At 68.4% G+C, this 12,978-nt stretch carries 12 protein-coding genes; 4 read left to right on the top strand and 8 right to left on the bottom strand.

The features are described from left to right. Positions 1–21 precede the first annotated feature (21 nt). The 8 genes from ACGRVM_RS09435 to ACGRVM_RS09400 all read right to left on the bottom strand — a co-directional run bounded on the left by ACGRVM_RS09435 (position 22) and on the right by ACGRVM_RS09400 (position 7,697). On the bottom strand, positions 22–522 hold the full coding sequence (locus ACGRVM_RS09435; protein WP_377170525.1) for a hypothetical protein: 501 nt from the start codon (positions 520–522) through the stop codon (positions 22–24). Continuing rightward, the gene (locus tag ACGRVM_RS09430) at positions 522–1,004 is read right to left on the bottom strand and encodes an RNA pyrophosphohydrolase (protein WP_377170527.1); all 483 of its coding nucleotides are present in this window, start codon (positions 1,002–1,004) and stop codon (positions 522–524) included. Before ACGRVM_RS09430 ends, ACGRVM_RS09435 begins: the two co-directional genes overlap by 1 nt. 78 nt (positions 1,005–1,082) lie before the next feature. Beyond that, on the bottom strand, positions 1,083–2,423 hold the full coding sequence (locus tag ACGRVM_RS09425; RefSeq protein WP_377170529.1) for a S41 family peptidase: 1,341 nt from the start codon (positions 2,421–2,423) through the stop codon (positions 1,083–1,085). 3 nt (positions 2,424–2,426) lie between these two features. Next, entirely contained in the window at positions 2,427–3,584 is a 1,158-nt protein-coding gene (locus ACGRVM_RS09420; protein WP_377170531.1) for a murein hydrolase activator EnvC family protein, read from the bottom strand. Then, positions 3,581–5,134, bottom strand: coding sequence for a 2,3-bisphosphoglycerate-independent phosphoglycerate mutase (gpmI, locus tag ACGRVM_RS09415; RefSeq protein ID WP_377170532.1), 1,554 nt, complete (start codon positions 5,132–5,134; stop codon positions 3,581–3,583). The genes ACGRVM_RS09420 and gpmI overlap by 4 nt, the downstream gene beginning before the upstream one ends. A 169-nt stretch (positions 5,135–5,303) precedes the next feature. Further along, positions 5,304–5,774 (bottom strand): 23S rRNA (pseudouridine(1915)-N(3))-methyltransferase RlmH, encoded by a 471-nt coding sequence (gene rlmH, locus ACGRVM_RS09410; RefSeq protein ID WP_377170534.1) that lies wholly within the window; start codon positions 5,772–5,774, stop codon positions 5,304–5,306. Next, the gene (rsfS, locus tag ACGRVM_RS09405) at positions 5,774–6,238 is read right to left on the bottom strand and encodes a ribosome silencing factor (protein WP_377170536.1); all 465 of its coding nucleotides are present in this window, start codon (positions 6,236–6,238) and stop codon (positions 5,774–5,776) included. The genes rlmH and rsfS overlap by 1 nt, the downstream gene beginning before the upstream one ends. 112 nt (positions 6,239–6,350) lie before the next feature. Then, positions 6,351–7,697 carry a mechanosensitive ion channel family protein gene (locus ACGRVM_RS09400; protein WP_377170538.1) on the bottom strand — a complete coding sequence of 449 codons (1,347 nt, stop codon included), beginning with the start codon at positions 7,695–7,697 and terminating at the stop codon, positions 6,351–6,353. A gap of 102 nt (positions 7,698–7,799) precedes the next feature. Between ACGRVM_RS09400 and ACGRVM_RS09395 the strand changes: the two genes are divergently transcribed. The 4 genes from ACGRVM_RS09395 to ACGRVM_RS09380 all read left to right on the top strand — a co-directional run bounded on the left by ACGRVM_RS09395 (position 7,800) and on the right by ACGRVM_RS09380 (position 12,924). Next, positions 7,800–8,726 (top strand): histone deacetylase family protein, encoded by a 927-nt coding sequence (locus tag ACGRVM_RS09395; RefSeq protein ID WP_377170540.1) that lies wholly within the window; start codon positions 7,800–7,802, stop codon positions 8,724–8,726. 71 nt (positions 8,727–8,797) lie between these two features. Next, entirely contained in the window at positions 8,798–9,973 is a 1,176-nt protein-coding gene (locus ACGRVM_RS09390; protein ID WP_377170541.1) for an MFS transporter, read from the top strand. 73 nt (positions 9,974–10,046) lie between these two features. Further along, positions 10,047–11,069 carry an aspartate-semialdehyde dehydrogenase gene (locus ACGRVM_RS09385; RefSeq protein WP_377170542.1) on the top strand — a complete coding sequence of 341 codons (1,023 nt, stop codon included), beginning with the start codon at positions 10,047–10,049 and terminating at the stop codon, positions 11,067–11,069. A 220-nt stretch (positions 11,070–11,289) separates the two neighbouring features. Further along, positions 11,290–12,924, top strand: a complete 1,635-nt coding sequence (locus ACGRVM_RS09380) for a DUF4139 domain-containing protein (RefSeq protein WP_377170543.1) — start codon at positions 11,290–11,292, stop codon at positions 12,922–12,924. Positions 12,925–12,978: the final 54 nt, after the last annotated feature.

The following is a 12,978-nucleotide window of genomic DNA, read 5'->3' as shown; positions in this document are numbered from 1 at the left end:
AGACGGATTTTCATCATGGGGTTACTGGGGTTCTTCGACCTCGCACTCGCCGCCGGTAAAGCAGCGATGCGCCTTGTCCAGCATCGCGGCGTCCGGCCCGAAGAAGGCATCGCCGCCGCACGGATCGGTCGTGAGGGTGAAGCCCTCGGGATCCTGCCGCAGGAAGGCCAGCACCTCGCCGACGGCGGGCGGCTGGGCGCACCACGGCCCGAAACATTCGACGATGAGTGTCACCGGCCCCGCGAACGGACGGTTGAAGCCCACCCGGCTCAGCGCTTCGCCCGATATGCGCGCGGGGATCCGCGTCTCCTTCGGGGTGGCCTGCTGATCGGCCATGTCCACCTCGGGCAGGAGGCTCTCGTCGAACTCGAGCGTGCCGTTGAACGCGACGTATGTCTCGGCGGCGGAATTGACCCTCTCAAACGTCCGGGCAAGGTCATGCGGCAGGCATGACAAGGCGGCGGCGGGACCGCTGGCCATGGCTGCCGCGAGGGCGGCGGCGATCATTGGGGAAAGCCGCATCAGAGCACCTCCTTGAATTCCTTGAGAACCGCGGCGTAGACCGAGCGCTTGAACGGTACGATGCTCGCCTCCAGATCGCCGGGCGGCAGCCAGCGCCACTGCGAGAATTCGGGATGCGGCGTGGCGATGTCGATCTGCGCATCGCGCCCGTGAAAGCGCATGAGGAACCATTTCTGTTCCTGCCCGCGATAGCGGCCTTTCCACATGCGCGGTACCAGATCATGCGGCAGATCATAGCGCACCCAGCCGTCGGTCTCGGCCTCGATGCGCACCAGATCGGGTGTGACGCCGGTCTCCTCGAAAAGCTCGCGCAGCGCCGCCGCCTCGGGCGCCTCGCCCGCGTCGATCCCGCCTTGCGGCATCTGCCAGGCGGGCGCCTCGGTGTCGATGCGCTGGCCGACGAAGACCTCGCCCGCCGCATTGGCGAGCATCACGCCCACGCAGGGGCGATAGGGAAGGGCGGCGATCTGATCGGGGGTCATGCGCGGGCCTCGGATCGGGGCGGGGGCAGGCAAAACGCGCCCGGCCGCACCCCGAAGGGCGGGCCGGACGAGGGCGCCTTACTTGGCGCCGTTCAGCGTGGTCAGACCCTTCAGGATGTCGACCGCGTAGGCGAGTTGGTAATCCTCCTCGCGCAGCTTGGCGCTCTCCTCGGCGCGCTCGCGCGTTTCCTCGATATGCTGGATCTCGTCTTCGGTGAGACTGTCATTGTCGAGGCTGCCGCGCAGATCGGCTTCGGAGCGCAGGAGCGGCGGGGCGCCGTTCTCCTCCTCTTCCTCGGTCTCGGGCGCGCGGCGGGGCTGCGCGACGAGAATGTCGGGCGACACGCCCAGCGCCTGGATCGAGCGGCCCGACGGCGTGTAGTAGCGCGAGGTGGTCAGGCGCATCGCCCCGTCGCCGCGCAGGGGCATGACGGTCTGGACCGACCCCTTGCCGAAGCTCTTGGTGCCGACGACCACGGCGCGTCCGTGGTCCTGCAGCGCGCCCGCGACGATCTCCGAAGCGGAAGCTGAGCCGCCATTGATGAGCACGACGATGGGCTTGCCTTCGGCCAGATCGCCGGGCGTCGCGTTGAAACGCTCGCCATCCTGAGCCTCGCGGCCCCTCGTGCTGACGATCTCGCCCTTCTCGAGGAAGGCGTCCGACACCTTGATCGCCTGGTTCAGAAGCCCGCCGGGATTGTTGCGCAGGTCGATCACGATGCCGTTGATATTGTCGAGGCCGCCCGCCTTCTCGATCTCCTCGGCGAGGCCGTCCTCGAGGTTCTGATAGGTCTGGTCGCTGAAGCTCGACACGCGCAGCACCACGGCCTTCTGCTCGGTCCGGGCGCGCACGGCGGTCACCTTGATCGTGTCGCGCACGATCGACAGATCGAAGGGCTCGGCCTCGCCCTCGCGCACGACGGTGATGACGATCTCGCTGCCCACCGGGCCGCGCATCATGTCCACCGCCTCGTCGAGGCTCAGGCCCAGAACGCTCTCGCCATCGACATGGGTGATGTAGTCGCCCGCCTCGACGCCCGCATTGTAGGCAGGCGTTCCGTCGATGGGCGAGACCACCTTGACGAAACCCTCCTCCTGCGTGACCTCGATGCCGAGCCCGCCGAATTCGCCGCGCGTCTGGACCTGCATGTCCTCGGCATCCTCGGGCGGCAGGTAGCTCGAATGCGGATCGAGCGATGTCAGCATGCCGTTGATCGCGGCCTCGATCAGATCGCCCTCGTCGACTTCCTCGACATATTGCGCGCGGATCCGCTCGAAGATGTCGCCGAAGAGGTCCAGTTGTTCATAGACATTCGTGTTGCGCTCCGTCTCCTGCGCCATCAGGGGCGCGGCGACCTGCGTGGTCACGATCACGCCGGCAAGGGTGCCGGCGCCGGCGGCCATCAGGAATTTCTTCATTGCTCATTCATCCTTGTCTGTCTTGAACCACAGCGCGGGATCCACGGCGGTGTCACCTTGCCTCACCTCAATATAGAGGGTTTGCGTCCACTCGGTAGCCGCCTCCAGCAGCTCGGCGGGCACGATTTCGTCATCGGCCGCGTCTCCGGGGGTGCCGACGCCCCCCATCAGCCCGACGGGGCTGCCGCCCGGCAGAACCTGCCCCGTCTCGCCATAGACCACGTCCATTCCCGCGAAGACCAGCAGAATCCCCGATTGAGGCTCCAGAATGGCGACATTTCCGTAATCCAGCAAGGGGCCGCGATAGCGCAGCGTCGCGGCGGCGGGCGTCGTGACCAGAGCGCGGGGCGGCGCCGCCATCACGATGCCAGGGCGGGTGATGCCCGCCGCGTCCGCCTCGCCCGCGCGGCGCAGGATGCGCCCCTCGACCGGGAGCGGAAGCTCGCCCTTGCGGTCCTCGATGCCCGGCAGGCTGCCCGGCACTTCGCCCACGGCGATCTGGCTCAGGCCGCTGGCGAAGCCGTCGAGCGATTCGGTGGAGGCGATCAGGAGGGCGGTCTGCACGGGATCCTCGGTGAAGCGGCGCGGCAGGTCGGTGCGGTCGGCGATGGCCTGGCTGAGCCGTGTGCGCGCCTCCTGCGCGCTGGCGAGCCCTTCCTCGAGCTTGCCCGCCGCGCTCTGCTGAAGCGCGCGCAGCGCCGCCAGTTCCTCGAGATCGGCGCGCAGCACGGCGGCGCGCGCGTTGAGCGCGGGCGTCACATCGGCGAGCAGCATGCCCGAGCGCGCCGTGCCGACCGGCCCCGAGGGGTGCAAAAGCGTGACCGGAGCGGGTGTCGCGTTGATCGAGCTGAGCACGCCCAGAAGCTGCGCGATCTCGTCCTCGCGCGAGGCAAGATCGCGCTCGAGCGTCTGCGCGCGGATGGCGGCCTCGCGCATGCCGACGCGCATCGCCCGCAGCCCCGCCTCGAAGGCCCGCACCGTCTGGCTGAGCGCCTTGACGCGGCTCGCGGCGCCCTCGGCCTCGTCGAGCGCGCGCGTCGCCTCGGACAGCATCTCGGAAGCCTCGCGCGCGGCCGCACCGGGATCGGCGGCGCCGTCCTCCGCCGCCGCGCCGAACGGCGCGAGCGCCAGAAGAGCCGCGCCGAGGAGGAGGCGGATCATTCCGCCGCGTCCGCGCCGCGCGCCGCCTCGGCCGGCACGATCAGCGACCGGCCGGTCATTTCGGGCGGCACGTCCAGTCCCATGAGCGTCAGAAGCGTCGGGGCGAGATCGCTCAGGCGTCCGTCCCGCAGCGCCGCACCCTCGGGCCCGCCGACGAGGATGACGGGCACCGGGTTCACCGTGTGGGCGGTATGGGGCGCGCCGGTCTCGGGGTCGATCATCGTTTCGCAATTGCCGTGATCGGCGGTGACGATCATGGCGCCGCCCGCGCGCTCCACCGCCTCCATCACACGGCCGAGGCCTTGATCCACGGCCTCGCAGGCGGCGATGGCGGCGTTCAGATCGCCCGTATGCCCGACCATGTCGGGATTGGCGTAATTGGCGACGATGAGATCATATCCCTCCGCGATGGCCGCAACGAGGTGATCGGTCACCTCGGGCGCCGACATCTCGGGTTTGAGATCGTAGGTCGCAACGCGGGGCGATGCGGCCATGTAGCGGTCCTCGCCCTCCTCGGGCGCTTCGCGGCCACCGTTCAGGAAGAAGGTGACATGCGGATATTTCTCGGTCTCGGCGATGTGGAATTGCCGCAAGCCCTGCTTGGCCACCCAGATCCCCAGCGTGTTGTCCGGCTGCTCGTCCGGAAAGATGCAGTCCATGTAGGTCTTGTGGCGCGCGGAATAGTCGGTGAAGCCGCTGACGATGGCGAATTTCGGGCGCCGGCCCGTTTCGAACTTGTCGAATTCCGGATCGGCGAAGGCCGCGAGGATCTCGCGCGCGCGGTCGGCGCGGAAATTGAGGCACATGAGGCCGTCCCCGTCGCGCATCCCGGCATATTGGCCCAGAACGCGCGGCTTGATGAACTCGTCCGTGCGGCCCTTTCCATAGGCGTTGTCGATCGCCTCGGCGGCGGTCTCGGCGTGATAGCCTTCGGCGGCGGCGATGGCGGCATAGGCGAGCGAGACGCGCTCCCACCGGTTGTCCCGGTCCATCGCGTAATAGCGCCCCGAGACGGTCGCGATGCGCGCGCCGAGCGGGAGCGCCGCCTGCAACTCGTCCAGATAGGACATGGCCGAAACCTGCGCGACGTCCCGCCCATCGGTGAAAGCGTGGATCGCGACGGGAATGCCCTCGGCTGCCAGCGTATGCGCGGCGGCGATCATGTGGCTGATATGCGAATGCACGCCGCCGTTCGACAGAACGCCCAAAAGATGCGCCGTGCCGCCCGAGGCCTTCATCGCCTCGACGAAACGCCGGATGCCGGGCAGGGCGGCGAAGGTGCCTGTCTCGACCGCGCGGTCGATTCGGCGCAGGTCCATCTCGATGATGCGCCCGGCGCCGATATTGAGATGGCCCACCTCGGAGTTGCCCATCTGGCCCTCGGGAAGACCCACGTCGATCCCATGGGTGACGAGCCGCGCATTCGGGCATCGCGCCATCGCGGCGTCGAAATTGGGTGTGCGGGCCAGCGCGGGCGCGTTGCCGTGCTCGGTGTCGGACAGGCCCCAGCCGTCGAGGATACAAAGAACCACGGGTTTGGGGATGCTCATCTGTCGCTCCGCGCTTGGGCTTGCCTGCCCGGGTTCTACTCAAGATGGCGGGGGTTTGAAACAGGGCATGGGTGGATGGTTGCGCTAAACCCGGCAAGGTTTCGCCCGGCGCCCGGTCGGCGCATCGGTATTTCGGAGAAGATGGAGGATACGCGGCGCCGCCGGGGCGTCAGGCGCGGTGATAGGGTCCGCCCGCGAGGATGGTCGTTGCGCGGTAGATCTGCTCGGCCAGCATGACCCGCGCCAGCATGTGCGGCCAGACCATCGCGCCGAAGGAGAGCGTGAAATCGGCGGTGGCGCGCAGGGCGGGATCGATCCCGTCGGCGCCGCCGATGAGGAAGGCGGCATCGCTGCGCCCGGCGTCGCGCCAATCACCGAGTTTTGCGGCGAAATCGGGCGAGCCGATCAGCTTGCCGCGCTCGTCGAGCGCGATGCGCAGGGCGCCGGAGGGCAAGGCCCGCTCGAGAAGGGCCGCTTCGGCGGCGGGGCCGCCGCCCTTCTTGTCCTCGACCTCGTGCAGGGTGGTGGGGCCGAGGCCGAGGGCGCGGCCGGTGCGATCGGCCCGCAACAGGTAATCGTCCAGAAGATCGCGCTCGGGGCCGGCGCGCATCCGGCCCACCGCGCAGATATGAAGCCGCATCAGCGCCCGGCGGGGGGCGGTGTCGCGGCGCCTGCGGCTCCCGCCGGCACCCACATCTTCTCGAGCTGGTAGAAGTCACGCACTTCGGGGCGGAAGACATGGACGATCACGTCGCCCGTGTCGATCAGCACCCAGTCGCCCGTCTCGCGGCCCTCGATGCGGCTCGCGCGGTTCAGATCGTGCTTGAGCTTGTCGACCAGCTTCTCGGCGATGGCGCTGACCTGCCGCGAGGAGCGGCCCGAGCAGATGACCATGTAGTCGCCGATCGAGGATTTGCCGCGCAGGTCCACCTCGACGATATCCTCCGCCTTGTCCGCATCGAGCGAGGCGAGGATGAGATCGAGTTGCTGGCGGCTGGTGGCGTCGCCGGATGTCGCGGCATGCGCTCCGGCAGGGGTGGCGGTGTGGGCGGCGTCGGCCGCTTGGGCGGAAATGGACAGAACGTCGTCCTCCTGGTTGCGCACCTGTATCCCGCCCCGGTGCCGGGCCTATCCCGAAAATAGCGACCCGGCGGCGAAGTTTCAACAAAGCATGGAGCGAAGCGTGGCCGGTGCGGCCATTTCGCGCCGGCGCGCGTCAATCGAGCGCCGGTGCGGCCTCCTTGCTGCCCTCGGGCGTCTCCAGCATGCGCACCTCGCGCTGCGGGAAGGGGATCGAGATCCCGTGCTCCTTGAAGGCGTCCCAGAGCGCGAGATAGACATTGCCGCGGATGTTGGTGAGGCCCTGCGTGGGGTCGCGGATCCAGAAGCGCAGGATATAATCCACGCTGCTGTCGCCGAAACCGACGATATGGCACACCGGCGCCTTCATGCTGAGCACGCGCGGCACGCCCGCCGCCGCCTCGATCGCGATCTTGCGCACGAGGTGCGGATCGTCCGCATAGGCGGTGCCGAAATAGATGTCGAGCCGCACGAATTCGTTCGAATGCGACCAGTTGACCACCTGGCTGGTGATCAGATCCTCGTTCGGGATGAGGTATTCCTTGCCGTCGCGCGTGACCACGCTGACATAGCGCGCCCCGAGCGAGTTGATCCATCCGAAGGTCTCGCCGAGGCTGATGACGTCGCCCGGCTTGATCGACTTGTCGAGCAGGATGATGACGCCCGAGACGAGGTTCGAGACCACCTTTTGCAGACCGAAGCCGAGGCCGACGCCGATCGCGCCCGAGAGAACCGCAAGGCCCGTCAGATCGACGCCCACGGTGCGCAGCCCGATGAAGAAGGCCGCGCCGTAGAGCAGCACCTGAAGGAACTTGACCGCCAGAACCTGCATCGAGGGCGAGATTTCCTCGTTCCGCGCGATGCGCGCCGAGGTGGTGCGCGAGACGAGCCGCGCCACGAAGAAAAGCGCGCCGAGGATCACGACCGCCTGAAGCACCAGCCAGACCGAGATGCGTGTCTCGCCCAGGTGAACGGCGAGGCTGTCGAGAAGCTGCTGCGCTTCGTCCGTGAGGCCGAGGATGATGAGCGTCGCCCAGGCCCAGCCCGCATAGCGCACGATCCCGCGCAGGAAGCCGTTGGCGATAAGCCGCGTGACGAACGCGATCACGAGCCATGCGGTGGCGAGGCTCGCCGCGATCTCGATGAGGTAGGAGCGGCTGTGCCAGGTCACCTCGCGCATCACCGCGAAGGTGATCCAGGCGAGCAGCACGAAGAAGATGAGGCGAAGCCGCCGATGCACCATGACCAGAAAGCGCATCCGCCATTTCGGCCAGCCCTCGCGCGTGCGCATCCACGCATGAAGGCGCGGGCCCAGCACCGCGCGCAGCAGATGCGCCGCGAAGATGAGGCCGAGGATGATGAGCATCTGATAGGCGTTCCAGGGCCGCATCATGCCCATCGCGAAACCATGTCCCTGCGCCCAGAGGCCGATCGCGATGTCCTGCGCCTGTTCGATGGGGGGAAGTGTCGGGTCCGTGGCCATGACGCTTAAGGTGGCACGGGTCGCGGGGTGCGGCAAGCGGGGACTGGACAGGCCCCGCGCTTTTGCGTTTGGCTGGGGCGCGCGCATCCGGAAAGGCCAGCCATGACCACCGCCCTCATCACCCACGAGGATTGCCTCGCCCATGACATGCCCGAGGGCCATCCTGAATCCGCGGCCCGGCTCACGGCGGTCCTGCGCGCGCTCGACGGCAAGGATCTTCTCCGCGCCGAGGCGCCGCTGGCCAGCGATGCGCAGATCTGCGCCGTGCATCCGAGGGCGCATCTCGAGGCGCTCGCGGCGATGATCCCCGAGATGGGCGGCACGCCGATCGACGGCGACACATGGCTCTCGCCCGGCTCGCTCATCGCCGCGCGGCGTGCGGCGGGGGGCGCCGTGCAGGGCGTGGACATGGTGATGGAGGGCCGCGCGCGGAACGCCTTCGTGGCGACGCGCCCGCCCGGACACCATGCCGAGGCGTCGCGCGCCATGGGCTTCTGCCTTTTGTGCCATGTCGCCATCGCCGCGCGGCACGCGCTGGGCCATCACGGGCTGAGCCGCGTCGCGATCGTGGATTTCGACGTGCATCACGGCAACGGCACGCAAGCTCTCGTCGAGGGGGAGGCGCGCATCGCCTATCTCTCGGCGCATCAGATGCCGCTCTATCCCGGCACGGGCGATCCGTCGGAGACGGGCGTCGACGGCAATGTCGTCAATGTCCCGCTGCACGCGGGCGCGGGGAGCGCCGCCTTCCGCGCCGCGATGGAGCGCGAGATCCTGCCCGCCGCCCATGCCTTCGCGCCCGAGCTTCTGATAGTCTCGGCGGGCTTTGATGCGCACCGGGCCGATCCGCTGGCGGGCCTTCTGCTCGAGACGGCGGATTTCGCCTGGATCACCGAGGCGCTCTGCGATCTTGCCGATGCGCGATGCGGCGGTCGCCTCGTCTCGTGCCTCGAGGGCGGATACGATCTGCGCGCGCTGGCCGAGAGCGCGGCGGCGCATGTGGACGTGCTGATCGCGCGCGGCGCCTGACCCGCGCGCAGGCTTGCCAGCCGCGCGGCGCCGTGCCACGAGAGGCGAGCCATTCGACGCGGAGGATCCCGATGCGCGCCGGTCTTTCGCTCCTGTGCCTCACCTATGTGCTCAGCCAGTTCTACCGCGCGTTCCTCGCGGTTCTCGGCCCCGCGCTCCTGCGCGATCTGGGCGCCGGCCCGGAGGATCTGGCGACGGCGTCGGGCCTGTGGTTTCTGGCCTTCGCGCTGGCGCAACTGCCCATCGGCTGGGCGCTGGACCGGCTCGGGCCGCGCCGGACGGTGTCGAGCGTTCTGATGCTGGGCGGCGCGGGCGGCGCGCTCCTGTTTTCCGTGGCGGGCAGCGCGCTCCATGTCAAACTCGCCATGATGCTGATCGGGGCGGGCTGCGCGCCGGTGCTCGTCTCGGCCTATTACATCCTCGCCCGGCAAGGCAGCCCGGCGCAATTCGCGACGATGGCGGCGCTTTTGCTCGGCATCGGGTCGATCGGCAATCTGGGCGCGTCCTGGCCCATGGCCTTCGCGGTCGAGACGGTGGGCTGGCGCGCGGCGATGGTCCTTCTGGCGGCGCTGACCGGTGCGGCGGCGCTGGCGCTCTTCATGGTCGTGCGCGATCCGGAAGCGCCCGAGCACGGGCGGCGCGGATCGGTGCTCGATCTGCTGAAGATGCGCGCGCTCTGGCCGATCATCCCGATGATGTTCGCCTGCTATGCGCCCGCCGCCGCTGTGCGCGGCCTCTGGATCGGGCCCTACCTCAGCGATATCTTCGGGCTGAGCGTGACGCAGCTCGGGCAGGCCTCGCTGGTAATGGGCATCGCGATGATCTGCGGCACGCTGATCTACGGCCCGCTCGACCGTGTGTTCGGTACGCATAAATGGGTGATCCTCGTCGGCAACCTCGCGTGCGGCCTCTCGGCGCTGGCGCTGGCGCTTCTTGCGGGCACGAGCGCGGCGGTGGGTATCGCGCTCTGCGCGGCGATCGGGCTTTTCGGCGCGAGCTTTCCGGTGATGATCGCGCATGCGCGCGGCTTTTTCCCGGCGCATCTCGCCGGGCGCGGCGTCACCTTGATGAACCTCTTCGGCATCGGCGGGGTCGGGCTGATGCAGCTCGCCTCGGGCGGCATTCACGCGCAGGTCGCCGCCGGTGCGGGCGCGCTCGCCTCGTATCAGGTGCTTTTTGCCTTTTTCGGGGCGGTCTCGCTCCTTGGCGTGCTGGCCTATCTCTTCAGCCGCGACGCGCCCGCCTGACCCCTTTCATATCGCGGCGATGCGGGATATGAGGCGCCGAGCCATACCGCATTTGCATCAGGAGTTTTATCAGATGGGCTACAGGGTCGCCGTCGTCGGCGCCACGGGCAACGTGGGCCGCGAAATGCTGAACATCCTGGCCGAGCGCCAGTTTCCCGCCGACGAGGTCGTCGCGCTTGCCAGCCGCAAGTCGCTCGGCACCGAGGTCAGCTATGGCGACAAGACCCTGAAAACCAAGGATCTCGATGCGTTCGATTTCGCGGGCTGGGACATCGCGCTCTTCGCCATCGGCTCGGATGCGACCAAGACCTACGCGCCCAAGGCCGCCAAGGCCGGCTGCGTCGTGATCGACAACTCGTCGCTCTACCGCTACGACGCGGACATCCCGCTCATCGTGCCCGAGGTCAATCCCGAGGCGGTCGAGATGGTCAAGAACCGCAACATCATCGCGAACCCCAACTGCTCGACCGCGCAGATGGTCGTGGCGCTCAAGCCCCTGCATGACCGCGCCCGCATCAAGCGCGTCGTGGTGTCGACCTACCAGTCGGTCTCGGGCGCGGGCAAGGAAGGCATCGACGAGCTCTGGGACCAGACCAAGTCGATCTACAACCCGACCGACGACAAGCCCGCCAGGAAATTCACCAAGCAGATCGCCTTCAACGTGATCCCGCATATCGACGTCTTCATGGATTCGGGCGACACCAAGGAAGAGTGGAAGATGGTCGCCGAGACCAAGAAGATCCTCGACAGCGCGATCAAGGTCACCGCGACCTGCGTGCGCGTGCCGGTCTTCGTGGGGCATTCGGAATCGATCAACATCGAGTTCGAGGATTTCCTCGACGAGGACGAGGCGCGCGACATCCTGCGCGAGGCGCCGGGCATCATGGTGATCGACAAGCGCGAGAACGGCGGCTACGTCACGCCCGTCGAATGCGTCGGCGATTTCGCGACCTTCATCAGCCGCATCCGGCAGGACAGCACCATCGACAACGGGCTGAACCTCTGGTGCGTCTCGGACAACCTGCGCAAGGGCGCGGCCCTCAACGCGGTGCAGATCGCCGAGACGCTGGGCCAGCGCGTGCTGAAAAAGGGCTGACGCCCTCTGCCATCCGGCAAATAATCGCCCGGCGCCGCGCGGCGGCCCGGGCGAGATGACGGCCCACCTCGAACACCACGATCCGCAAACTCCCTGTCCTCGTTATATCAGGCGCAGGCCGCGTAAAACTCGCGCGTTTCCGCGCAAGCGGAGCGCGGCCCGCTTGCATTCGCGCGGGCGCCGCCCAAGACTGGGCACGACCATTTGGGGGAGACCGACCATGCGCGCGACCGTTCCGTTTCTGTGCCTCGTCATCGCCATGCCGCTCGGCGCCGCGGCCGAGGATATCGCGCTCACCAGCCGCGTTGCAGCCGTCACGCTCTATCCGCAGGGCGCGCGCGTGGTGCGCGAGGTGCCGTTCGATGTGCCCGCCGGCCAGCATGATCTCGTCCTCGTCGATCTGCCGCAGGACACCGATCTGGCCACCCTCCGCGCCGAGGTGAGCGGCGCCGAGATGGGCAGCGTGACCACCCGCCGCACCGCCCAGCCGCCCCGCAGCGAGACGCAGAGCGCCGCCATCGAGGCCGCCCGCGAGGAGGTCGAGCGGCGCGAGGACGCCTTGCGCGCCGCCCGTGCCGATATCGCGCGCCTGCGCCTCGCCGTCGATGCCGCCGAGGCGCAGACCGCTTTCCTGGGCCAGCTCGGGCAGGGCGAGGGGATCGCGGCGCAGGATGTCGCAACGCTGCGCGAGATGGCCGAGATGATCGGCCAGCAGACACTCGCCGCGCGCGAGGCCGCCCATGACGCCGCCCGCGCCGCCGAGATCGCCGAGCGCGGGCTCGAGGATCTCGAGGAGGCGCTCGCCGAGGCGCGACAGGCCCTCGCCGCGCTCGTGCCTGAGGAAGAGGACCGCGCGATGCTCGCTGTCACTATCACGGCGGCGGAGCCATCGACCGGCACGCTCGCGGTGACGTATCAGACATGGAACGCGGGCTGGGCGCCGGTCTATGACATGAGCCTCGCGCGCGAGACGGGCCTCCTGACGATCGAGCGCGGCGCCTATGTGCGCCAGCAGACCGGCGAGAATTGGCAGGACGTCGCACTCAGCCTCTCCACCCAGCGGCCGAGCGGCCAGACCCGGCCCAGCGAGATCGGCCCGCTTCTGCGCCGCATCGGCCCGCCGGAGCCCCAGCTGCGCAAGGAGGCGCTCGGCGCCGCGATGGACAGCATGGCGATGAGCGAGGCCGCGCCTTCGTGGCAAGACGCTCCAATCGTTGAGACGGCCTCTGCCGAGTTCGACGGCCTCTCGGTCAGCTACGACTACGCGCCGCCCGTCTCGGTCGCCTCGGGCGCGGACGCTTTGCGCATCGCGCTCGGAACGCTCGAGACCGAGGCGACCATCGAGGCGCGCGCCGTGCCGCTTTATGATTCGAACGCCTTCCTCATGGCCGAATTCACCAACGACACGGGCGAGCTGATCCTGCCCGGCGAGACGCATTTCTATCTGGGCGAGAGCTATGTCGGCCAGACGATGGGCGATCTCATCCCGGCAGGCGCCAAGAGCGAGGCCTCCTTCGGGCCGATCGACGGGCTGACCCTCATGCGCACCGTACTGGACCGCGAGGAGGGCGGCAGCGGCCTCATCCGCAAGTCGAACGATCTGGACGAGACCGCACGCATCGAGATCGAGAACCTGACCGCCGAGGCATGGCCCGTCCGCCTTCTCGACCGCGTGCCCTATTCCGAGCAGGAGGACCTGCAGATCGACTGGCAGGCCGAGCCGCGCCCGGACGAGGTGGATGTGGAGGATCAGACCGGCGTTCTGGCCTGGGACTTCGAGATGGCGCCCGGCGAGACGCGCAGGCTCCGGATCGATTACAGTATGCAATGGCCCGAAGAGCAGGAGCTTCGCTAGCGCGCCGCGCCCGGCTTCATCTTGGCGGAAATACTCAAATCCCGCCGCCGGATC

Source organism: Roseovarius aquimarinus (assembly GCF_043661195.1).
GTDB classification, from domain to species: Bacteria; Pseudomonadota; Alphaproteobacteria; order Rhodobacterales; family Rhodobacteraceae; genus Roseovarius; species Roseovarius aquimarinus.
The sequence above is the reverse complement of the archived record's forward strand: the minus strand, read 5'-3'. Positions and strand labels throughout refer to the sequence as shown.